16 protein-coding genes are annotated in these 22,109 nt (G+C 63.2%); 7 read left to right on the forward strand and 9 right to left on the reverse strand.

Features of this window, described 5'->3' with window-relative positions; all coding sequences use genetic code 11:
• From peaB to J4D52_RS16470, 4 genes are all read right to left on the reverse strand, one after another.
• The gene (gene peaB, locus J4D52_RS16460; RefSeq protein ID WP_009050017.1) at window positions 1–1,434 is read right to left on the reverse strand and encodes a quinohemoprotein amine dehydrogenase maturation protein; all 1,434 of its coding nucleotides are present in this window, start codon (window positions 1,432–1,434) and stop codon (window positions 1–3) included.
• 80 nt (window positions 1,435–1,514) lie between these two features.
• Entirely contained in the window at window positions 1,515–3,095 is a 1,581-nt protein-coding gene (peaA, locus tag J4D52_RS16465) for a quinohemoprotein amine dehydrogenase subunit alpha (protein WP_102677127.1), read from the reverse strand.
• A 330-nt stretch (window positions 3,096–3,425) separates the two neighbouring features.
• A complete protein-coding gene (locus J4D52_RS30765) occupies window positions 3,426–3,860 on the reverse strand; it encodes a hypothetical protein (protein WP_063432420.1) in 435 nt (144 codons plus the stop codon).
• Entirely contained in the window at window positions 3,826–4,983 is a 1,158-nt protein-coding gene (locus J4D52_RS16470) for a polymorphic toxin type 44 domain-containing protein (protein WP_102677113.1), read from the reverse strand. The genes J4D52_RS30765 and J4D52_RS16470 overlap by 35 nt, the downstream gene beginning before the upstream one ends.
• A 210-nt stretch (window positions 4,984–5,193) precedes the next feature.
• Between J4D52_RS16470 and J4D52_RS16475 the strand changes: the two genes are divergently transcribed.
• From J4D52_RS16475 to J4D52_RS16485, 3 genes are all read left to right on the forward strand, one after another.
• Window positions 5,194–5,859 carry an HAD family phosphatase gene (locus J4D52_RS16475; RefSeq protein WP_102677114.1) on the forward strand — a complete coding sequence of 222 codons (666 nt, stop codon included), beginning with the start codon at window positions 5,194–5,196 and terminating at the stop codon, window positions 5,857–5,859.
• Between the two features lie 130 nt (window positions 5,860–5,989).
• Window positions 5,990–6,394 (forward strand): DUF1090 family protein, encoded by a 405-nt coding sequence (locus J4D52_RS16480; RefSeq protein WP_063432424.1) that lies wholly within the window; start codon window positions 5,990–5,992, stop codon window positions 6,392–6,394.
• A 290-nt stretch (window positions 6,395–6,684) separates the two neighbouring features.
• On the forward strand, window positions 6,685–8,190 hold the full coding sequence (locus J4D52_RS16485; protein WP_408980328.1) for a methyl-accepting chemotaxis protein: 1,506 nt from the start codon (window positions 6,685–6,687) through the stop codon (window positions 8,188–8,190).
• Between the two features lie 157 nt (window positions 8,191–8,347).
• On the opposite strand, the gene J4D52_RS16490 is transcribed toward J4D52_RS16485, so the two are convergent.
• Window positions 8,348–8,737, reverse strand: a complete 390-nt coding sequence (locus J4D52_RS16490; protein ID WP_102677116.1) for an MliC family protein — start codon at window positions 8,735–8,737, stop codon at window positions 8,348–8,350.
• A 232-nt stretch (window positions 8,738–8,969) separates the two neighbouring features.
• On the opposite strand from J4D52_RS16490, the gene J4D52_RS16495 reads away from it, so the two are divergent.
• Window positions 8,970–10,460, forward strand: a complete 1,491-nt coding sequence (locus tag J4D52_RS16495; protein WP_102677117.1) for an aldehyde dehydrogenase — start codon at window positions 8,970–8,972, stop codon at window positions 10,458–10,460.
• A 230-nt stretch (window positions 10,461–10,690) separates the two neighbouring features.
• Complete coding sequence (locus J4D52_RS16500; RefSeq protein WP_102677118.1) at window positions 10,691–12,592, forward strand: amidohydrolase; 1,902 nt, start codon at window positions 10,691–10,693, stop codon at window positions 12,590–12,592.
• A 263-nt stretch (window positions 12,593–12,855) separates the two neighbouring features.
• On the opposite strand, the gene J4D52_RS16505 is transcribed toward J4D52_RS16500, so the two are convergent.
• Genes J4D52_RS16505 through J4D52_RS16520 form a run of 4 tightly spaced genes read right to left on the reverse strand, consistent with a single transcriptional unit; the run spans window position 12,856 to window position 18,449 of the window.
• The gene (locus J4D52_RS16505; RefSeq protein ID WP_102677119.1) at window positions 12,856–14,163 is read right to left on the reverse strand and encodes an NAD(P)/FAD-dependent oxidoreductase; all 1,308 of its coding nucleotides are present in this window, start codon (window positions 14,161–14,163) and stop codon (window positions 12,856–12,858) included.
• The gene (locus J4D52_RS16510; RefSeq protein ID WP_063432436.1) at window positions 14,160–14,837 is read right to left on the reverse strand and encodes a S8 family serine peptidase; all 678 of its coding nucleotides are present in this window, start codon (window positions 14,835–14,837) and stop codon (window positions 14,160–14,162) included. The genes J4D52_RS16505 and J4D52_RS16510 overlap by 4 nt, the downstream gene beginning before the upstream one ends.
• Window positions 14,827–16,545, reverse strand: a complete 1,719-nt coding sequence (locus J4D52_RS16515) for an ABC transporter ATP-binding protein (RefSeq protein ID WP_063432438.1) — start codon at window positions 16,543–16,545, stop codon at window positions 14,827–14,829. The genes J4D52_RS16510 and J4D52_RS16515 overlap by 11 nt, the downstream gene beginning before the upstream one ends.
• Window positions 16,545–18,449: a sigma-54-dependent Fis family transcriptional regulator gene (locus tag J4D52_RS16520; RefSeq protein ID WP_063432440.1), complete on the reverse strand. Its 1,905-nt coding sequence runs from the start codon at window positions 18,447–18,449 to the stop codon at window positions 16,545–16,547. The genes J4D52_RS16515 and J4D52_RS16520 overlap by 1 nt, the downstream gene beginning before the upstream one ends.
• A gap of 1,070 nt (window positions 18,450–19,519) precedes the next feature.
• On the opposite strand from J4D52_RS16520, the gene J4D52_RS16525 reads away from it, so the two are divergent.
• Window positions 19,520–20,704 (forward strand): hypothetical protein, encoded by a 1,185-nt coding sequence (locus J4D52_RS16525; RefSeq protein ID WP_063432442.1) that lies wholly within the window; start codon window positions 19,520–19,522, stop codon window positions 20,702–20,704.
• Between the two features lie 157 nt (window positions 20,705–20,861).
• Window positions 20,862–22,067, forward strand: coding sequence for a hypothetical protein (locus tag J4D52_RS16530; RefSeq protein WP_063432444.1), 1,206 nt, complete (start codon window positions 20,862–20,864; stop codon window positions 22,065–22,067).
• Window positions 22,068–22,109: the final 42 nt, after the last annotated feature.

The following is a 22,109-nucleotide window of genomic DNA, read 5'->3' on the forward strand; positions in this document are numbered from 1 at the left end:
TCAGTGAGCCTTGCGCGGAGTGATGTAACTGCTGATGAACGCAGGGTTGTGGGCCATGATCCGGCTGTAGACCTCGATGCCGAAATCCACCCAGTCACGCATCAGTTCGCAATAGTGATAAGTCGGGTGCGCCGGGTCGCCGTAGCGGGCGTAGCTCTCGTGGTAGCAGCCGCCGGAACACAGGTTGCGGATGCGGCAGCTGTCGCAGCCGGTGTTGCTGCGGTCCAGGCGCTGGGACAGGAAGTCGTTGAGCTCCATCTGCTTCACCCCGCCGTCGCGCACGTTGCCGAAGGTCGGCAGCGATGAGCCGGTAAAGCGGTGGCACAGGTTCAGCTCGCCCTTGTGGTCCACCGCCAGCATCTTCAGCCCAGCGCCACAGGGCAGCGCCTTCTTGTGGCCTTCGTGGATATCGGTGATCAACTGGTGCAGGTTGGAAAAACCGATATTGCGATGCTCCAGGGCCGCCTCCAGGTAACGCCGGCCCAGGCGCTTCATGCTGGCGAAGACCTCAATCAGTTCTTCGCCGGTGAGGTTGAAGCTGCTGATATCGCCCGAGGTCACCGGGGCAAACCCGACCTCGGCGAACCCCAGTTCGTTGAACAGGTGGTCCCAGATGGTTTCCACATCGGTGACACCGGTGGTCAGGGTCACCCGCGCGCCGACTGGGCGGCTGTCGTAGCGGGCCAGCAGCATCTGCGCCTTGCGCCGCACCACGTCATAGGTGCCCTGCCCGCCCACGGTGATGCGGTTGCGGTCGTGCACGGTCTTGGGCCCGTCGATGCTCACCGACAAACCGAAGCGGTGGGCATTGAGGTAGTCCACCGTCTCTTCGGTGAGCAAGGTGGCGTTGGTGGTCATGACGAACTCGACGAACTTGCCCGCCTCGCGAAAACGCTTCTCGCAATAGTCGACCATGTATTCGATCAGCTTGCGGTTGCTCAGCGGCTCGCCACCAAAGAACACCACGGTGAAACGCTGTTCATCGGGGGATTCCCTGAGCAGCATTTCCACCGAGGCGATGGCCGTCTCGACGTCCATCTTCTTGCCCGCCGAGGGCTTGTCCAGGTCTTCCTTGTAGCAGTAGGTACAACTCAGGTTGCAGCCGGTGTTGACGTTGAGCACCACAGTGTTGATCGCCGTGCGCTCGACCCGCTTGACAGCGATCTCCGGGGTCAATGGCGAGCCGTCGCTGACCAGTTCCAGGGCGATCAGCTCGCGCAGGGTCTCGTTGATTTCCTCGCCATTGAACCGTGCGCCAAGGCGCTGGACCAGGTCCTCCGGGGTGCAGCCGGGGCCGCGCAAGGTGTCGATGATGGTGCCGGTCAACTCGTCGCTGGCGAACAGCGAACTGCTGGGGATATGGAACAGCATGCGGTCGGCATCGACCTGCACTTCGTGCAGGTTGCGTTCGACCAGATTCAAGATAGCGCCCATTGCAAACCTCCTGTGCCGGCCCTCTTTTCACGGGGGCCTGCGGTCATTCCGAAAGGGTGTCTCAGGTCACGGACCGCGCCTTAGGGAATGGGTGGATTGTTCCAGCGTTGCACGGTGACGATCAGGTGGCCTGCGCCGGTCAGGGATTTCCCTGCGTCGTCGACGGCGGCGATCACCTTGAGGTTGCCGGCGTTGTTGGTGGACATCTTGCGTTGCGGGTTCGGCCCGGCATCGCCGGGAATGAACACGCCGCTGTCGGCCTGCATGGTGCCGGCAAACTTGACGTCTTCGTCTTCCTTGGCGCGCTCGTCGAAGGCTTCGACCTTCCACTGCGCCGGGAACACACCGATGCGATACGGCTTGCCATCGGCGCCCTTGCCCCAGGCTTCGGCATCGAAGCGGCCCTGGACCTTGGGCGTCGAGCCACCGCCCTCGCCGATCCGCGCCACCGAGAACTCAGGCACGACCTTGACTTCGGCGATTGTGCTGTAGACCGACAGCGTCGGGCCTTTCAGCGTACCGAGGGTGACATTGCGCAAGCCCGGTTGGGCATTGGCGGCCGCCTTGAGCTTGAGCTTGATCCGCTGCGGGCTCTGCTCGATGACTTCGACCACTTCCACGCCTTTGCCAAAGCTCGGCTTGCCGGTGAGGCCGCTGCCGATCAGGGTGACTTCGGTTTCACCGCCAGCCTTCAGGTAACCCGGTTGCACCGCCAGCAAACGACTGCTGCCCTGCTTGGCGGCGATAAAGTCCAGGCCGCGTTCGTCGTGCTCGGCCTCGAACATCCGGCCCTGCAATGCATTGCCTTGGGCGGCGAACACCTGGCGCATGCTCACGCCATCGATGCTGACATTGCCGCGCCATTCGTAGCCGCTGTAGAGAATCGCGCTGCCCTCGCCGTTGAACGGACTGCCGTCGGCGTACTGGCCTTTGACGCTGACCTTGAAGCTGTCATTGCCCTCGGGGCTGACGCTCATCACCCCGGCCAGTTCGCCCTTGCCCGGCAGGTGGCCGCTGAAGCTCCAGTCGCCCGCCAGAGTCTCGGCCTTGGGCGCAGTGCTCAACCATTTTGCCCAGGCCGGGTTGTCCAGCGGATAACGCTTGGCCAGCAGCGGCACCATCTCCTTGCGCGCCAGGTCGAACCAGTCTCGATCACGAGACAGCGCCTGGTATTCCAGGGACGGCCATTGGCCAAGGTGGAAGTTGACCAGGCGTTCCCACTCCTGGGCCGGACGCCGTTGCAGGGCGACCCGCGCGCCGGAGTGGCAGCGGCCGCACATCTGGCTGGTTGGTTCGTCGAACTTCTCCACGGTGTTCAGGCGCCGCTCCAGGGCATAACGCACGCCGTCGGTTTCACTCGGCGCCAGGCCCTGGGTGTCGGCCAGGTATTTGACCAGAGTGCGGCGATCGTCATCGCTGATCTGCAGGCCATGCATGACCTGCATGCGGGCGATGCTCATCAGCCAGCCTTCCGGGGTCTTGCGCTGGTGGCTGATGCGGCTCAAGGCATTACCTGCTTCCGGGGTGTGACAGCCCTGGCAGGTTTCCTTGAGGATGGCCTGGGCATCGCGCGCCGCAAGGCTGGGAGGGGAATGCAAGGCGGCGCAGACCGCCAGCGCCAGCAGGCCGCTGGACATATCTGCTCGGAGTGTTCTCTTGATCAAGGTCGGACCTCCACGGAGCTTTTTTATTGTTGTGTGTCGTTTTTATGGTTTCTGCCATGGCCGGTGGCGCCGGGCACGGAGGCAAGAGAAACGTCTGAGGTGAGCAATACACGGAGCGTGCCAGCTTATAAATGATGTTTTTTATCAAGGGCTTGCTGGAGGCACACGGTACATTCCCCAGGCTGTCGCTGGCCCATCGCGTTTAATTTCGCGACAACTGTTCCACTCTGAGACATGCCCCTCCGCTCGCCGCGAGAGCGGAGGGATCTTGAGAGCTAAGCATAGGGAGGGAGAAGCGGATGGCGGGTGGGATGAATGTTTAGGAGGTCAAGGCTTCGCAGTGTCTGTGATGCATTGCTTCAAACGATCTGTATCCGTGCCACTCCCTGGACGGGTATCAATATTGCCGCTCACATCAAGGTAGATACGAGTGGTGGGCCACTTGGGGGTGATATTGACGCAATGATTACGGACCTTTTCCCCCCACCAGTAAAACTCCATAAAGAAGTCCTCATTGGGGAATATGTGGCCAAAATCCAACGTAACCTCCCCAGGGTACAAACCGCCGCGCCCGCCCCTGTATATCCTGTGCTGTGTATTCCAGACACTCCCAAGCTTTTCCTTCGCTTCCTTGGGGTAGTAGACAATCACGGTTGGGGTTGCGACATACCAGAACACCAACGGAGCGAGTAACAGGAGAAGGAGAACAGCGAAGATTCGCCCGTATCTAATGGGTTTCACATTTGTGCTCACTTGCAGCATCCCCCCATTCTTCCGGCGTAACTGCAAGTACTTCGTCCATGATCATTTTTGCTGTAATGCCCCCGCTGGGATTTTGCTGGTAAAGCTTCATGCCAATGCCAATCGAAATACGGTCCGGAGCATCGTCCCATGCCCGCAGCCCGTCAATATCTGCTGAGCGATGCGGCCCGGGGAATCGTCTTTGGTTGGAAGGCTCTGTCATCAACTCCTTAGCCTTTCGCACCGAGTCCGAGATGATCTGCTCGGCACCAGCACCATCCAAGAGAGCATTCTCAGAAAGCCCCCCGGCACTGCCTACATATCCGTAATGGATGTTCGACCAAATATCATAGAAATAATCGTAGGCCCCTTGTTTGTGTCTAGGCTTTCCACCGAAAAGCTTCAACAGCATCGGCTTGTGATCCCAAGGCCGGTCCTGCCCCACTCGCTCAGTCCAGATAGCAAAAGCCTTGGCCTTTTTTCCAAGCGCCAAGTTGTAGAAATCTGGGCCTTGACCGAATCGCAGGTAAAAAGGCTGGGCTGCGTACTTTCTTGTTTCCTCTACCGGGTCAAAACTGTTCAGGGCTTTCATAAGCAGAACTGACGGATGCTTGATATTGGCATTCATCTCGCCAGCAATATAAGTCGCCAGATCTTCCATCATATCGGGGTCGTTGCAAACGGCAGGCGCTGCTGTTTGAGCTGATTGTTTGGGGGCCGCGCCTGGATCAACCAAGGCCCTGGCAGCGGTTGCCTTCGCGATCAGGTTCGGGTCAGCTAACAAGGTCGCCATCTTTTGATCATCCACCGAGCCATCCGGACGAAACACCTCTAGCATGGCGAAGTTGATGATGGCCGCATCGGGAGCCGGCCCGAAGACAAAGCCGCCAAAGGTATCGTTCGACCCAGTGATGATCGTTCCGCCATGGCTGGTGGGGCTGCCCAAGTGAGCCATGGGGCGGCCATTCAGAAGAATGGAAGGAAAGCCCGTGGTAATGACTGCGCCGCAACCGCAGGTGTCGCCCACGCGGGCGGCGCCCATGGAGTTGATGCTGATATCGGCGGAAGCGGAGGCAATCGGGGTGGTGCCATGACCGGGAAGCGGGCAGACATGTTTGTCGCCCAGACGGGAGGAAGAAAGCATTCATCACCTCAGGTAGCGATCGGTGAAAACAGCCGGCCTGATGGTCGACGTGGTGGCTGTCAGGCCAGGCGATGACGCTATCAACGACTACCGCTCCCGGATTTAGGAGCATTCTGAATCACACCAAGGATTGTTCTGGCGCGTCCCTCGGCAGCTGCTACGATGCCTGGCTTAACCGCTTCAGCCACCGGCCCTGACAGGAATCGCGCCATGCTCAATGCCCTGCTTTTCGATCTCGACGGCACCCTGACCGACACCGACCAACTGCACCTGCTGGCGTTGCAGCAGCTGTTGCTGGAGGAAGACGGCCGAGTGTTCACCCAGGAAGAGTTCGAGGCCCATGTCAGTGGCCAGGCCAATGCCAACATGTGCCGCTATCTGTTTCCGCAGCGCTCGGTGGCCGAGCATGAGGCCTTTGCTGACCGCAAGGAGGCGCGCTTTCGCCAGTTGTCGCCGCAGCTGACGCCGATGCCGGGCCTGTTGCGCCTGCTGGATTTCGCCCGGGAACGCGGCATAGGTATGTGCGTGGTGACCAATGCGCCACGGGCCAATGCCGAGCACATGCTGGACGTGCTGGGGCTGGGCGATCGCTTCGGCACCGTGCTGGTGGCCGAGGAATTGCCGCGGGCCAAGCCCGACCCGCTGCCCTACCTCACCGGCCTGGAATGCCTCGGTGCCAGCGCCGAGGCCGGGATTGCCTTCGAGGACTCGATCCCCGGCCTGACTGCCGCGGTCGGGGCCGGGATCTTCACCGTCGGCCTGGCCACCAGCCAAAGCCCCGAGGCTCTGCTGGCCGCCGGCGCCCATCTGGTGGTCGAGGATTTCAACGACCCGCAATTGTGGGCGGTGATCGAGCGAATGCTCGGCTCGCGCTGAGACCGGGTTAAGCCCGGTCTGACCGGGCAACTCAGAAATAACCTAAGGCTTTTTCAGTTGTGTCTGATGGTCCGGCGCGCGTTGGCTCTTGAAGATAGCGCCCCGCACGCCTGTCGCATCAAGGACCTTCATGAACGCCCTCACCTCCCTCTCCCTGCTGGCCCTGCTTGGCCTTGCAGCCAGCACGGGCCACGCCCAGGAAGCCCCCGAACCGGCCCCGCCGGAAGCCACCAGCAGTTGCCTGACCCGCGGCGAGGCCATCAAGGGCAGCCTGGAAAAACTCCTGCCCGACCCTGAGTACCGCCAACTGGCCGGCCTGCAACGGGCGCTGGAACCCCTCAGCCGCTATTGCGACGGCCTGCACTTCGAGCACAACCCGCCCCTGCGCCAGGCCGAGTACCAGGTGATATTGCGCCAGATGGAACTCGAGGCCGCGCAGCGTTATGGCGACCCGAGCATCATCGGCAAACGCAAGGCCCGGCTCACCCACGCCCTGCAAGTCCTGCAATACGCCCTCGGCGCCCACGACAACTGAAGCGGGTTCTTGCCCGATGAGCGTCGCCACCGGCTCGCTCCGGCGAGCCTGCTCCAGCGCCAGACTTTTCCCAACAGATTCAACGATCTGCAAAATCCGCTCGGGAGTATCCAGAATTCCTCGCAGATGGGAATGCAACCAATTGTTATGCAAGGAATTTTCTAACATTTAGCTAAGATTGTTCTGGCTCGTGCCGATGGGTTTTGTAGGACACAGGGAGCAATCTGGAAATGAGAAACAATCAGCCCGTTACACAACGTGAAGTGGCTCTGGGGTCGAACCAGAAACTCATCTCCACCACCGACGCCCGTGGCGTCATCAGCTACTGCAACGATGCCTTCGTGGACATCAGCGGTTTCGACCGCGATGACCTGATCGGCGCTCCACAGAACATCGTCCGTCACCCCGATGTCCCCCCCGCGGTATTTGCCCATATGTGGGCGGCGCTGAAACAGGGCCAGCCGTGGATGGGCATCGTCAAGAACCGCTCGAAAAACGGCGACCACTACTGGGTCAACGCCTACGTCACGCCGATTTTCGAGGGCAGCCGGATCGTCGGCTACGAATCGGTCCGGGTCAAACCCAGCGCCGAACAGATCCGTCGCGCGCAAGACCTCTACCAGCGCCTCAACCGCCAGCAGCCAGCCATCCCCCGCCGGCATCGCTGGCAACCGGCCCTGCTGGGCTGGACACCCTTCCTGGTCACGGGCCTGGCCGGTGGCCTGAGCGGCCTCTGGCTGGCGCCGCCTTTGGCGTTGGCGGTGGCCGCCGGGATCTCCGTGCCCCTGGCGCTGCTGGCGATGCAGCGCCAGAACAATGCCGCCCGGCGCCTGCTGCAACTGGCCGACTCGTCCACCTGCGACCCGTTGATCGCGCAGATGTACAGCGACGCCCATGGCCCCCAGGCGTGCCTGGAGACCGCCTTCGTCAGCCAGGACGCGCGGCTGAAAACCTGCCTCACCCGCCTGCAGGACAGCGCCGAACACCTCAATGCCCTGGCCAGCCGCTCCGACACCCTGGCCAGCGACAGCTCCCGGGGCCTGGACCGCCAGCGGGTGGAAACCGAGCAGGTGTCCGCCGCGGTCAACCAGATGGCCGCCACCACCCAGGAAGTGGCCAGCCATGTGCAGCGCACCGCCGACGCCACCCAGGCCGCCAACCAGTTGACCGGGCGCGGGCGCGAAGTGGCCCGCGATACCCGGGAAGCCATCGAACGGCTGTCCCAGGTGGTCGGCGAAACCGGGCAGAACGTGGCGCAACTGGCCAGGGACAGCGACGAGATCGGCACCGTGGTCGATGTGATCAAGGGTATCGCCGACCAGACCAACCTGTTGGCGCTCAACGCCGCCATCGAAGCGGCCCGCGCCGGTGACATGGGCCGCGGTTTCGCCGTGGTGGCCGACGAGGTGCGCCAACTGGCCCAGCGCACCGCGCAATCGACCCAGCAGATCCACGAGCTGATCACCCAATTGCAAAGCTCCTCGCAAAACGCCGTGCAGAGCATGGAAAGCGGCCAGCGCCAGGCCGAGGAAGGCGTGGCCCAGGTGCTGGAGGCGGACCAGGCGCTACTGGGCATCAGCGAGGCGGTGGCCAACATCACCGACATGACCACCCAGATCGCCGCGGCCACCGAGGAGCAGAGCGCCGTCGCCGAGGAAATCAGCCGCAATATCAGCACCATCGCCCAACTGGCCGACCAGACCTCGGAGCAGGCCCATCACTCGGCCGAACTGAGCAAGGAACTGACCCAGACCGCCACCACCCAGTACTCGCTGGTGGAGCGGTTCAACCGCTAGGTCAGCGGCGCTTGTGCCGATCTATCGCGAGCAAGCTCGCTCCTACGGATAATGCGCAACCCCTGTAGGAGCGAGCTTGCTCGCGATGACGGATGGAGAAACAACGCAACAGCCTGGGCCTTCGCCGGCCGGACAATCGCGACTGCGACTGAGGGCGTTACTGCTCCTCGGCCTTCTGCTCCTTGCAGTCCTTGAGCAGCTGCTGTTCCTTGGCGGTGTGGTCGGCTTCCAGGAAGCTCAACAGGCCGCTGTCACCCTTGGTGTGCCAGCGGTAGCTGTTCTGCTCGTCGTCGGCGATATACAGCGCGCCGGAGCCGGAACGGGCGATATGCATCGGGATCAGCTGGCCCTTGTAATACAGGGTGGCGAACGAAGCACCGTTTTCGATATTCAGGTAGGCCGCCTGCACCTCCACCCCACCCTCGCAGCGGTAGCTGGCCAGGCTGCTCTGGTGCGCCGGCAGTTCCGGCTCGGCCGGGATCGTCGCGGCCTGGGCGAAAAACGGCGCCAGCAGCAAGGTGGTTCCCAGAATCGTTGAAATCTTCACTGCACATCTCCTTGTTCAATGCCCCTTCGGGACGGGCCTCTGTACGACGAAGCAGGGCCCCATAAGTTCAGGCCGGACTTGTCTCAAGGCATTCGCAAATTGCGACAGCTTGTATCCGGCGCTCTCTCGCCACCGTAAATAAACCCGATTCAAATCATCGAGTTAAGCGCCAGCGAAAACTGGCACAGGGGTTGCGAAAGCCCTCGCCTCACGCATAACAAGAGGTTCTGTCATGGCTATTGCAACCCTGCTCCCCGCCACCACCGCCTTTATCCAGCGCGCCCCGCGCATGCTGATCGGCGCCGAATGGGTCGAGGCCGCCGACGGCCAGACCATGCCCCTGCGCAACCCGGCCACCGGCGAGCAACTGTGCGTGGTGCCGCGGGCCACGGTGGACGATGTCGACCGCGCGGTGCTGGCTGCGCGTCAGGCTTTCGACGATTCGCCCTGGAGCCGCACCCGCCCGCGGGAACGGCAGAACCTGCTGTGGAAACTCGCCGACCTGATGCAGCGCGACGCCGAGCTGCTGGCGCAACTGGAGTGCCTGAACAACGGCAAGAGCGCCGCGGTGGCCCAGGTCATGGACGTGCAACTGGCCATCGACTTCCTGCGCTACATGGCTGGCTGGGCGACCAAGATCGAAGGCAGCAGCGTCGAGGTCTCAGTGCCGCTGATGCCCGACCAGCAGTTCCACAGCTTCATCCGCCGCGAGGCGGTCGGCGTGGTCGGCGCCATCGTCGCCTGGAACTTTCCACTGCTGCTGGCCTGCTGGAAACTCGGCCCGGCCCTGGCCACCGGCTGCACGGTGGTGCTCAAGCCCGCCGACGAAACCCCGCTGACCGCGCTGAAACTCGCCGAGCTGGTACAGGAAGCCGGCTACCCCGACGGCGTGTTCAACCTGGTCACCGGCACCGGCATCACCGCAGGTTCGGCCCTGACCCGCAACCCGCTGGTGGACAAGCTGACCTTCACCGGCTCCACCGCAGTGGGCAAGGAGATCGGCAAGATCGCCATGGATTCCATGACCCGGGTCACCCTGGAACTGGGCGGCAAGTCGCCGACCATCGTCATGGCCGATGCCGACCTGGGCAGCGCCGCGGCCGGCGCCGCCAGCGCGATCTTCTTCAACCAGGGCCAGGTCTGCTGCGCCGGCTCCAGGCTGTATGTGCAGCGCAAGCACTTCGACAATGTGGTGGCCGATATCGCCGGCATCGCCAACGCCATGAAGCTCGGCAGCGGCCTGGATACCAGCGTCGACATGGGCCCGCTGATCTCGGCCCGGCAGCAGGAACGGGTCTGGCGCTATATCGAAATGGGCCGGGAAAGCGGCGCCACCATCGCCTGCGGCGGCGAGCAGTTCGGCCCCGGTTATTTCGTCAAGCCGACGGTGATAGTCGATGTCGACCAAAAGCATTCGCTGGTGCAGGAAGAGATCTTCGGCCCGGTGCTGGTGGCGATTCCTTTCGACGACGAAGCCGATGCCCTGCGCATGGCCAACGACAGCCCCTACGGCCTGGGCGCGAGCATCTGGTCCAACGACCTGGCGGCGGTGCACCGGATGATCCCGCGGATCAAGTCCGGCTCGGTCTGGGTCAACTGCCACAGCGCCCTGGACCCGGCGCTGCCGTTCGGTGGCTACAAGATGTCCGGCGTGGGCCGGGAAATGGGTTATGCGGCGATCGAGCATTACACCGAGCTGAAATCGGTGTTGATCAAGCTCTGATCCGCGACAGCCCATAGCGCCTCGCACTCGCGCAAGCGCTTCTCCACCGGGGCGCCGGGGTTTGTCCGGCGTCTCCCGACGACTGGTCCAGGGTCGCCGACCTGCTGCCCGGCCGGCGCCCCGAACGGCTGCTACGCTCAGCCCGAGCCGGCTCGACAGCTGCCCTGCGAACCTGGCTCAGCCACCTTCACCCCACACCTCATCACCACCGAAAACCTGAGGAAAGCATCATGGGATCAAATGGACATGATCACGACGGCGTCCAATGCGGATGCCACAACCCCATCTGGAACGCTCTGAAGGACAGCCTCGACCCGGCCAGCCATACCGCCAGCCAGCCACAGGACGCCAATGAACTGGCCAAGGAACCGGCCGGCGAGTCCATGGTTTTTTTTGACGGCACCATCTACCCCTTGCGCGACGGCAACATGGACGAACGGGTCGAGGCCCTGGGCATCCACGCCGGCGACGTGGTCGCATCCGGCACCCTGGCCGCCGTCGAAGCACGCATGAACACCCTGGGCATCAGCTACAAGAAGCAGTCCCTGAACGGCAAGACCCTGTTGCCCGGCCTGATCGAACCCCACGCCCATATCGTGCAGAGCTGCGCCATGGAAGGCTGGCTGAACCTGGGGGCCATCGATAGCGACAACCCGGATGAGCACAAGAACCAGCGACTGCGGCCCACCTATGACTGGCCCTGGTTGAAAAGCACCATCCAGGGCAACCTGCCCAAGGACAACTCGACCTGGATCCTCGGCCATCAGGTCGATCCGGCGCTGATGCCCTTCCAGCTCGACCCCCACGGCCTGAACAAACTCATCACCTTTCACTGTGGCCCCGGCGATGACGTCGGCAACCTGGACACCATCGACAAGCAGCATCCGATGCTGCTGATCAGCGCGTCCATGCACACCGCCTACCTGAACACCGCGGCGAGCGACGCGGTGTTCGAGAAGACCGGCGTAAAGGCCGACAACGGAGTCCTGCAGGAAACCGAGGTGCTGGCCGCCATCAAGAGCATTCCCCTCAGGCAGCAGCTGGAAATACTGAATATCTTCAAGCACCTCGAAGACTACTTCGACAAGGCCGCGCGTCGCGGGATCACCCTGCTCTACGACGCGATGATGGACTCCCAGTCGAAGCTGGTACTGGGCGCCTACTTCCTGACCCACCCCCGCAAGCTGCGGATCGGCTACGCCGCCGCCTGCGATGGCACGCCCGAAGCCATCGGCAAGCTGCCGCGCTACCAGCCGGTCAGCCGGGAACAGGCCAAGCGCTTCTATCAGGGCTCGGTCAAGCTGGTGTCCGATGGTTCCAACCAGGGGCTGACGGGTTATCAGGCGCAGCCTTACTGCTGCGAGACAGATCGGCCGGTGGGCAATTTCAATTTCTGCGATCAGGACCCCACCCCGGTCACCACACCCGATGCCTACAAGACTGTGGTGCGCAATGCCGTCGAAACCGGCTGGCCGCTGATGATCCACGCCAACGGCGACCGGGCCATCGAGTTCACCCTGCAAGCCTATGAGGCGGCCTTGCAGGGCGGCAGCGCCCTGGAAAAACGCCACCGTATCGAGCACTGCTCGCTGCTGACCGCGAACACCCTGCAGACCCTGCAGCGCCTGGGCCTGTCGCCGAGTTTCCTGATCGGTCATGTCGGCTACTGGGGCTATTCCTTCAAACAGGCGATCTTCGAAGGCAAGGCCGAGCAGATGCTCAACCTGTGCCAGTCGGCCCTGGACCACAACCTGAGAATGACCCTGCACAGCGACTGCTCGGTAACGCCCCTGGGGCCGCTGCGCTCCATGGAGCAGGCGGTGACCCGCAAGATGGAAGGCATTCGCGATGCCCGGGGGCAGTTCGTCCGCGACCCAAGGCTGCAACCCATCCTCAATGAAGCCGAGTGCCTGACGCGCAAACAGGCGTTGAAAGCCATCACCTATGACGCGGCCTGGCAGTGCCACGCCGAAGGCTGGACCGGGTCCTTGCAGGACGGTAATTTCGCGGACCTGGTGATTCTCGAGCAGGATCCCCTCGACGAAAAAGTGCCGGCCACCAGCATCAGGGACATCAAGGTCTGTGAAACCTGGAAAGGCGGCCACCGGGTGTACGTCAATCCCGCTAGCTGATCGTTAGCCAGCGCAAGCCGGGGGCTGTCCGGCCCCTGGCTTGTTAGCGCTTCGTCAGGAACGACGGGACTCAGATGGCCGCTGCGCGGATCGCGGGCAAGCCTCGCTCCTACAGGGTTATCTCATCTTCTGTAGGAGCGAGGCTTGCCCGCGATAAATCGCCCAGGCACCACACATCCGCCGATCGATCGCTCACGCCTTTACGACGGCTGCGCTGCCGATCGCAACCTGCGGCAGCGGCTACAGAAAGCCGCCCCGTCGTATCAAGGCTTGTATCCCTGCCCCAGAAACCAGCCACGCACGGCCCTGTCCTGTTCCTCGCTCAACCCCGCCAGCACTCGTTGCGCCGGCTCGTTGGGCAAGCGGCGCAACAGCGGCGCCAGCTCCACCCCTTGCACATGCCAAATGCCCAGCGGCTGGTCCGGGGTGATCACCACCTCGGCTTGGTCCACCAGGCCCTCGCGCAGTACCGGGGCATGCTCGATGCGCAGGGCGGAAAAGTCCGCCTCGCGGTGCGCCGGCTCACTGTCCGGCCACTGCCGTCGGGCCTGCCAGAACGGCCGTTCGGCCCAGCGCTGCTCGTCGGCGTAGAAGTCGCGACCGATGCGGGCGAAGCGCAGGAACAGTTGCTCAACCCGCTGAGCATGGAAGCGCTGCGCCAGGGCCGCGCGTTCGGGCCGTTGCAGCAGGGTGTTGATCACCGCCGGCGCCTGCAACGCCGAGGACAGCGACTGGAAGATACCGTTGCCCGACAACGGGTCCACGGCCATGGCCGCATCGCCCACACGAATCCAGTTATCGCCACACACCTGCGGGCAAAGAATCGCCGTGCTGCTGCGCGCATGCAGCTGCAGATCGTGCTCCGGCCCGTCAGCAAAAAACTCCCGCGCCAGGGCCGAACCCTGGCGCCGCTGACGGCAGTAATCCAGCAACTGCGCCTTGCCCGGCAACTCGGCGCTGGCCACGTCCACCGTCAGTTGCCAGTAACACTGGCCGTCGGCCTGGCGCGCCATCCAGGCCCAACCGTCTGCAAGGCTGTGCACGGCGCTGGCGGTGGCGCCCGGCGCGCCCTGCCAGCGGTTGAGCAGGCTGAGGGTTTCCGGGCCGCGCAGGCCTTTGCCCAGTTCTTTACTCAATGCCGGCGCCTGGCGCCCTCGGGCCTCCACCAGAAAATCCGCGAAGCGCTCGGCCTGCCCCTCGATCCGCAACCGATGCCCGCTCGCCGTTGACTGCACCTCCAGCACCCGGCCTTCGATCAACTCAACCCCGGCCTCGCGCAAATCCTCGCGCAGGCCGCGATCGAAGCGCGGGCGATCCAACAGGTATTCGACGTTCTGCCCATGGTTCTGGCCGTTCCATGCCACCTGACGCTGGGACGCCTGCAACCCCGCCTCCAGCGCACGCCCCAGGCCGGCGCCGCGCAGGGCTTCGAGCACCCGCAGCGACACCCCTTCCAGCGCGGGGAAACGCCGCCACTCGCTGACCAGCGCCACCTCGTAGCCCAGCCGTCGCAAGCCCAGGGCCACCGCGGCACCCGCAGGACCGGCGCCGAGAATCAGCAGCGGCCTCATGTCCAGCCGCGCCGTTCGGGGCCGTGATAGCGGGCATGGGTCTGCAGCCACTGGACCACCTGCGGGTTGTCGGCGTCGCGGTGTTCGCCGAGGTAACCGGCGATATGCCCGCTCAGTGCCGCGCAGCCCAAGCTCGCGCCGGACTGGCCGGGATGGCTGCCCTGCACGCAGGCGGCGAAATCGGCCTGCTGGCTGTCGAGCCACGACCATTCGCCGGGGGTGCAACGGGCATCGCCTGTCACCCGCAGCACCCCCGGATAGCGGGCCGGGAATACGCCTTCGCCCTGGGCCGGGCTCGATGCGCACAACAGCACGCCGCGGGCCAGGGCCGCCGCGCAGGCTTCGCGCAACAGGCTGCGGTCCTGGCGCAGCCCCAGGCTGAGGTTGATCAGCCGCACCTGTTGGCTCACCAGCCAGTCCAGGGCGCTGGCGATCTGCAGGGCGCTGGTCACCCCGCGCTGGTCGAACACCTGGGCCACACAGAAACGCGCCTTGGGCGCCCGCTCGCGGATCGCCTCGATGATCGCGCTGCCGTGGCCGAGGGGGTCCTCCCGCAAGTCGCCCTCGCCGACCCCGTCCTCCACCAGATAGAAACGCCGCCCGGCCAGCACCCGCTGGCGTTGTGCAGCCGAATGTCCGCTGTCGACCACGCCGATCCGCAGCTCAGGCTTCATGGGGCACCTTCACCGACTGCAACACGCCGTCCACCAGTTCGAAGCGCAGGTCGGCGTCGGCCAGGGTCGAGGGCCGATGGCTGATCAGGATCCGCGTGCGCCCGGCGAACAGCCGGTCGATGGCCTCGATCACTTCGCGCTCGGTGCTTTCGTCCACCGCCGAGGTGGCTTCGTCCAGCACCAGGATCAAGGGGTCCTGGAGCAGTGCGCGGGCAATCGCGATCCGTTGTTTCTGTCCGCCGGACAGCTGCTGGCCGCGCTCGCCCAAGGGGCTGTCCAGGCCTTCGGGCAGCGATTCGATCAGGCTGTCCAATTGCGCCAGCCGCGCCACCTCGGCCACCGCCGCGCGCGGTGCGTCGGGCACGCTGTAGGCCAGGTTGTCGGCCAGGCTGCCGCGGAACAGCACGATGTCCTGGCTGACCACGGCGATGCGCCGGCGCAGCTCGAACAGATCGAGCTGGCGCAGGTCCACACCGTCCAGCAGCACCTGCCCGGACTGCGGGTCGTGGTGGCGTTGCAGCAGGTCGATCAGGGTCGACTTGCCGACCCCGGAGCCGCCGCCCAGGGCCACTTTCAGGCCATAGGGAATGCGCGCCTCGATGCCGCGCAGGGTGCTGGGCCGCCCCGGGTGGCTGAAATGCATGTCACGGAAATACAGCTCGCCACCGCTGGGCATCGGCAGCGGTTGCGCCGGCGTGGTCACGCTCGGCTGTTCGCCGCGCAGCTCCATGACCCGGCCCAGGCTGACGGTCATGCGCTGGATCGCCACGTACAACCCCAGCAGGCTCTGCACCGGCCCCACGGCCATGCCCAGATAAGTGGAAAAAGCGATCAGCGCGCCCAGTTGCCAGGTGCCCTGCACCACCCAATAGCCGCCGATCAAAAACGCACAGGCCCGCGACAGCGAGGTCAGGGTGCCGGGCACCGCCTGGGTGAAAAACTCGCTGACCTGCAGGCGCAGCAACTGGCTCATGTAGCCCTGCCCCAGGCGCTCCAGGCGCTGCGCTTCGCGCTGCTGCTGGCCGGCACTCTGGATGAACTTCATCACCGGCAGGGTCTCGACCATGAACGACGACATGTCCGCCGAACGCTCGCGCAGTTGCCGCACGTCGCGCTCGACCTTGCGCCGCATCCAGCGCAGCCAGAGCAGGTCCAGGGGAATCAGCAGCAGCGCCAGCAACGACAGCTGCCAGGACAGGGTCACCAGCAGCGCCAGGGCCACCAGCAGGCCGATCACGCTGGACACCGCGGAGAACAGCGAGTCGACGGCAAAACGCTGGATCTCCGCCACGTCGCCATCGAGCCGCGACATCAGGTCGCCGATCCGCCGCTGCCCATAGAAGCCCGGCGACAGGCGCTGCAAATGGCGGTACAGGTCGTCGCGCAGGGCAAACAGGATCCGCCCCGACAGGCGCGTGTGCAGGTAGCGGTTGATGCCCGACAGCGCGGTGCCCAGCAGCCCGGCGAGGATCATCAGCCCGGCGATCCACACCAGCATGGAAAAATTGCGCGCCAGCAGGCCGTCGTCGATCAGCAGCTTGGTCAGCCACGGCTGCACCAGCACCAGCAGCGAGGCACAGACCGACAGCGCCAGCAGCCCGGCGATGGCCAGGCGCTGCGGGCGGACAAACCCATACAGCCAGCGCAAGGCGGCTTGCAGGGCCGCGGGGTCGGGGCTGTCCACCAGCCGACTGAGCAGGCGCGACATCAGCTGCGCAACTGCTTGAGCTTGCGGTACAGGGTCGCGCGACTGATGCCCAGGGCATCGGCGGCGGCGGAAACATTGCCCTGGTGACTGTCCAGCGCCTGGCGAATCAGCTCCAGCTGGTTCTCGCGGATGCTGCCGCTGGCCGGCCGTTCGCTGGCGTTGAGATCGTCGAGCATGCTGTCGGGCAGATGGTCCAGGCCCAGGGCCGCTTCGCCCTCCTCGCGCATCGCCAGCGCCGTGCGCAGCACCATCTCCAGCTGGCGGATATTGCCCGGCCAGTGATAGCCGGCCAGCAGCTGGCGCAGGTCCTCGGCCAGAGGCACGCCGGGGCCGCCGAGCTTGGCCAGCAGGACCTCCAGCAGATCGTCGAAGTCTTCGCGTTCGCGCAGCGCCGGGAGCATCACGCTGATGCCGTTGACCCGGTAGAACAGGTCCTCGCGAAACTGCTTGTCGGCCACCTGCTGCTTGAGGTCGCGGTGGGTGGCGCAGATCAGCGCGATGTCGATGTCCTGCTCTTCGCCGGCGCCCAGCGGCGCCACCTTGCGGTCCTGCAACACCCGCAGCAGGCGCGCCTGCAAGGCCAGCGGCATATCGCCGATTTCATCGAGGAACAGGGTGCCGCCATGGGCCTGTTGCAGGCGGCCGATCATGCCGCCACGGCGCGAACCGGTGAAAGCGCCCTCGCGATAACCGAACAGCTCCGACTCGATCAGGCCTTCGGGAATCGCCGCGCAGTTCACCGCGATAAAGGGCTTGTCGGCGCGGCTGCCGGCCAGGTGCAGGGCGCGGGCAACGACCTCCTTGCCGGTGCCGGTTTCCCCCAGCAGCAACACCGGCAAGGCATTGGCCAGGCCCTGGCGGGCCATGCGCAGGGCGCGGGCATAACGGCTGTTGTTGCCGGCCAGATTGTCGAGTTGCGGATGGCTGGCGGTATTTTTCGGCGCACTGCGCGGCACGCTGCCGACATTGATCGAGCGTTGCGGCGCGCGCAGGGTCTTGTAGAAAAACTCGCCCTTGGCGGTCTGCAGGCTGCCGATGCCACCCTGTTGCAGGCGCGCCAGCAAGTGCAGGCCGTCGACGCCGAGGAACTCCTCGCAACGCCGCCCTACCAGGGCCGAGCGCGGCGCATTGAGCAACTGGCAGGCCTGGGTGCTGACCGCGAGGATCTGCCCACCCAGGCTCAGGGCCAACAAGCCTTGCCAGGGAGACTCCAGGTACTGCCGGCGGCTGTGGAACGCCAGGACGATCTGCTCCGGGTAGGAGGCGTTGAACACCCGGCTCTCGATCTGGCTGACCGCCATGGCCAGCAGCGCCGAGCTGTCCTGGAAGCGCCCCAGCGGACCTTCGCGGGTCAGGTCGAGCACGCCGAGGATCTCGCCCTGGGGGCAATGGATGGGCACCGAGGTGCAGGAAAAATGGCTCAGGCGATCCAGGTAATGTTCGCCGCAATCGATCATGGTCGTGCGTGCTTCCACCAGCGCCGTGCCCAGGGCATTGGTGCCGCGGGTGGCTTCGCTCCAGCAGGCGCCGAGGGTGATGTCCTGCACGCCGCTGCCCTTGAGCCGGTCGGCGCGGCCTTCGATCGACAGAATGGTAGCGTCGGCATTGGCCAGGATGATCAGGCCGTCCTGGCCCTGGCGCTCGGCCAGGTAGTCGATGGCGGGGATCGCCGCGTCGAGCAACAGGCGATTGCTCGCCAGCAGCACCTCGAGGCTGGCGCCGGATTCCAGGCTCAGCTCCGGCTGGCCATTGAAGTGCACGCCATGGCTGAGGCTGCGCCGCCATGAAGCATCGATTTCCGCACGCAATACGCCGTCGGGGACTTCGCCTTCCAGATGGAGTTTTGCCCGGGCCAGTCCGGCCTTGTGCTGCAGCTCGCCCGTTGTTGTTTTTATGAGAGTCATCAAGCGCTCCGAATCGGTCCGCCCGGCCCTCCCCGGTCCATTCCCTTGGATTGCGAGGAGCACGCAAGCCAAGGCCAATGTCTACACCCGGTTCAGATGGCAGTAAAGGGAAGTTTGGCCCGTGGCCAGCCTTGCCTTTACAGAAGCAAAACCTGCGCCACGGGAAAAACCGCGCCAGGGAATCTTGACGTTAACGTAAAGCGGATGGCAAGTGCCGTATGGCGTCCGGTTCCCCCCAGCACTCAATGGTCGCCCTAGGTTTTCTAGTGGTAAAACGACCCCCAGTAAATGACCAGTCTGAACAGGGGAACAATAAAGCAGGCAACAAGCCTGACAAGTAATACGGACAAACTGCCAATTAAACCCCCTTTATATTCCGAAATCACTTATTGCCAATACTTACAAGAAACCCCAGCCATTCTTTAGCGGAGTTATAAAGACAACTTCAGCGCTATTACCATTAGCACTTATCTCTATAGCCACCAGGCAACATCCCTCCTGACCAAGTCAGTTATCCATCAAACCTGTAACCACTCAAAACCTCAAGGACGCCTTACTGTTTTAAATAAACAAAAAATATTATCGGACACTAGAAAATAATGACTACTCTGATCCTGCTGGATGCGAACGGACAGAGCGCGAGTCGACAAGGAGGTCGAAGTCATGCGTCGGTATACTATTGCCCTGCACTTCTACGACAGATCAAGACCCTCAGCCTGCACACTTCAGGCAGCCCAGAAAAGTCACCGAAGAATGACTGTTCGTACTGGACATTCAGAAGACCTTCATTCATTCAAAGAACATCTTCCACAAGGCTATCTGGCCAGCATCGATAGCAAAATCATCCAGATATCTTGCCTCACTGAAGCCAAGCCCCGGTATTCCGAACGGCCCCTGAGCAGCGCTCCCAATCCCGCGCAACACTACTGTGCCCCGCTAAATCAGCCTCCCGGAAAGTTGCCATTTCAAGCCCGGGCCTGATTGGCGATTTCGCCTATGAAAGTCCATGGAAGATGGAAAGCCCACGGCAGAAAGTAGCTTCAACTATTTCGCCCACAAGGAGAGTCAGCATGTCCAGTTCACCCACCCCAAACTTCCGAAACTTCTTCAGAAATTTCGACTCGGGAATAATCAACGGTCTCCCTGCATTTCTTTACACCCATCAGACGGATGTCAACGGCGATCTGCTGTTCCTGCGCCACTACGTGAACAGCGATGAATACCGGGATATCCCGATTCGCCCCAGCGAACCCGGCACCCATATCCACGCAGCCAGCCTGGTTAAGGACGAGGCCAACGGAGTGCTGGCAATCACTTGGTATTACTCGGGAGGAGCCAACCAGCATGAAGCCTTCTTCGCCCACGTCATTGCGGAACCTACAGGCATCAGGGTTTCAGCACCTATCTCCCTGGACTTCCCCAATATAATTTCGCCACTGCTGGTCAAGCTGGTGCCATCGGGCGAGCATTTCTATTTCGCTTGCATCGACGCCCGTACCGACGGCCCCTGGAAGTACTGCCTCGCCAGTATCGATAGCCGGACCCTGGAACCGACCTCCCGCGTGACCGAACTGGACGCCGAAGTCTGCGAAGACTACCGCGACGAAAACCTGCGCCAATTCGGGCGCAACCTGACCCTGGTCGCCGACGCCAACGGTGGCGCCTTCCTGCAATTCGTCAACAGCCACCACAACATCGCGGTCTACCACGTCGGTCCCCCCCAGAGCGGGGTCGTGAGCCACCGTCATCTGTTCAACCTGAGCGCGGAACAGATCGGTTATCACACGGCGGTCTTCGACCCCGATTACAGCACCCTGGTCACCTGCTTCGGCACCCTCACCCCGGTTACCAAAGAACAACGGGTCTATGGCATTGCCTCGCGGATCTTCGGCGATACGCCCTCGAAGAAAACCCTTCTGCCCCGGCACAGCGTGGCTCCCCTGCAATTTCGGCAATTGAGCCTGCGTCCCGGCAGCTACTACCGTCCGCAGATATCCCGCATCCAGAACGGCGCGCAGGAACAGAGCCGCTACCTGGTTTCCTGGGAGGGCGATGCCAGCATCGACTTCTCGGAATTCAGCGCGGACCTGGACCCCACCAGCATCGAGCATTCCCTGGAGGCCACGCTGCCTGGCAACCATCGCGCTATCGCCACCGACAGCCTCTATGGCATCGCCTACCAGGACGACTGCAGCGAACCCCGGCATGTCGGCTTGCAATACGACAGCCAGTCCATCAGCCGCCAGGACCGCTGATATGAGCATGGCCGCTGTCCATATCGCCCCCTGTATCGGCAGTTGCGGTGAGGCGTTGCGATCAAGGATCGATGGCAAGTCCCCCAACCCCGGCCTGCCCTGCACGGCCGACGGGTCCCATTCCGAAGACATTCCTCAAACAGTCACAGGTGCCTGAATGAATACCAATTGGTTGAACGGCTTGAATATTTTCTACGATGACTCCAGCAACGAATCCCTGCGCGGCGTGCTGAAGACCGATGTCAGCGGTCACCTGATCGGCACCTACCAAGGGCCGAAGGCTTCCGGCTACACCACGCTCTATGGCCGCCTGGAGACGAAAAATGGCACGCTGCGCCCGACCTATCTGCTTCCCGCCTTCACCCAGCTGACCCAGAAGGATGTCGACACCACGCCGATCCGGGGCAGCGACGACTTCGTTGCCGTCTGGGCCAGCAACGACCCTGGAACCTTTCGCATCTTCGCGCGCAAATACAGCGTCAACGACCGCCTGGGCATCGGCGCGCCCTACCCGGAAATCCAGATCAGTGGCGCCAACGGTCACTATGTCTGCCCAAGGGTCATCTACAACCCCACCAACTGCCAGCTCTTCGCTTGCTGGATCGGCGTGACCGAACGCCAGCTGCAAGGCATCTGGCTGGACAGGGACACCCTCGAGCCGACCAGTTATCCGGTGACGATCACCACCGCTGTCTATCCGAGCCTCTTCAGTCCCAGCGCCGACCTGGACGCTTCCACCTACGAAAATATCGTGCTGATGAACCATGGCGACGGGGTGATCGTCGGCGTCCAGGAAACCCTGAGCAAGATCAACTTCCTGCGGGTGGGCAGGCCCAGCTTCGGTACTTCACCAGTCAACCTGATCACCAGCTATTCGCAGGCCGGCATGGGCAAGTTCCATGCGACTTTCGACCCAGTGCACAACAGCATCATGCTGGTTTATATCGGCACCAGTGCCTATGTCTATGGCGACCGGCTCCGGATCTTCGGCAAGGCCGGTCAGTATGAAGCCGAGCAGTACCAAAACGATCAGGACAAGCAAGCCCTCTCCCCCGTTCGCCTGAACAACAATGCCTACGCCTCGAGCCAGCCCTATATCAGTGCCATGCCGGCCAAAGACGGTGTCATTGATTTCCTGGTGACCTGGAGTACCGGTTATACCGGCATCTTTCTCAACCAGTTCGATGACTACTTCAACCAGTTAGGGACGGAAACGCCAATAAACCCGCTCGACAGCGGCAATACCTTTCCGAAAGCCATCGCCAGCGACAACCAGATCGCCGTGCTGCTACAGGCGACCCGTTACAAGGGCAACGCCCTGATCGCCCAAGGTGTCCTGGCTTATGTGAGCGACTACGGCTAAGCAAAGCTTCGTAGGGAAGCAGCTGGCGTTCAGTCAGCATTC

The sequence above is a fragment of the Pseudomonas sp. GW460-12-10-14-TSB1 genome (genome assembly GCF_017349775.1).
GTDB lineage: Bacteria > Pseudomonadota > Gammaproteobacteria > Pseudomonadales > Pseudomonadaceae > Aquipseudomonas > Aquipseudomonas piscium.

What these genes read in the sequence shown, in the direction of transcription:
- peaB (WP_009050017.1), bottom strand. Translation starts at nt 1,434, where the DNA reads ATGGGCGCTATCTTGAATCTGGTCGAACGCAACCTGCACGAAGTGCAG.
- J4D52_RS30765 (WP_063432420.1), bottom strand. Translation starts at nt 3,860, where the DNA reads ATGCTGCAAGTGAGCACAAATGTGAAACCCATTAGATACGGGCGAATC.
- J4D52_RS16470 (WP_102677113.1), bottom strand. Translation starts at nt 4,983, where the DNA reads ATGCTTTCTTCCTCCCGTCTGGGCGACAAACATGTCTGCCCGCTTCCC.
- J4D52_RS16475 (WP_102677114.1), top strand. Translation starts at nt 5,194, where the DNA reads ATGCTCAATGCCCTGCTTTTCGATCTCGACGGCACCCTGACCGACACC.
- J4D52_RS16480 (WP_063432424.1), top strand. Translation starts at nt 5,990, where the DNA reads ATGAACGCCCTCACCTCCCTCTCCCTGCTGGCCCTGCTTGGCCTTGCA.
- J4D52_RS16495 (WP_102677117.1), top strand. Translation starts at nt 8,970, where the DNA reads ATGGCTATTGCAACCCTGCTCCCCGCCACCACCGCCTTTATCCAGCGC.
- J4D52_RS16500 (WP_102677118.1), top strand. Translation starts at nt 10,691, where the DNA reads ATGGGATCAAATGGACATGATCACGACGGCGTCCAATGCGGATGCCAC.
- J4D52_RS16505 (WP_102677119.1), bottom strand. Translation starts at nt 14,163, where the DNA reads ATGAGGCCGCTGCTGATTCTCGGCGCCGGTCCTGCGGGTGCCGCGGTG.
- J4D52_RS16510 (WP_063432436.1), bottom strand. Translation starts at nt 14,837, where the DNA reads ATGAAGCCTGAGCTGCGGATCGGCGTGGTCGACAGCGGACATTCGGCT.
- J4D52_RS16515 (WP_063432438.1), bottom strand. Translation starts at nt 16,545, where the DNA reads ATGTCGCGCCTGCTCAGTCGGCTGGTGGACAGCCCCGACCCCGCGGCC.
- J4D52_RS16520 (WP_063432440.1), bottom strand. Translation starts at nt 18,449, where the DNA reads ATGACTCTCATAAAAACAACAACGGGCGAGCTGCAGCACAAGGCCGGA.
- J4D52_RS16525 (WP_063432442.1), top strand. Translation starts at nt 19,520, where the DNA reads ATGTCCAGTTCACCCACCCCAAACTTCCGAAACTTCTTCAGAAATTTC.
- J4D52_RS16530 (WP_063432444.1), top strand. Translation starts at nt 20,862, where the DNA reads ATGAATACCAATTGGTTGAACGGCTTGAATATTTTCTACGATGACTCC.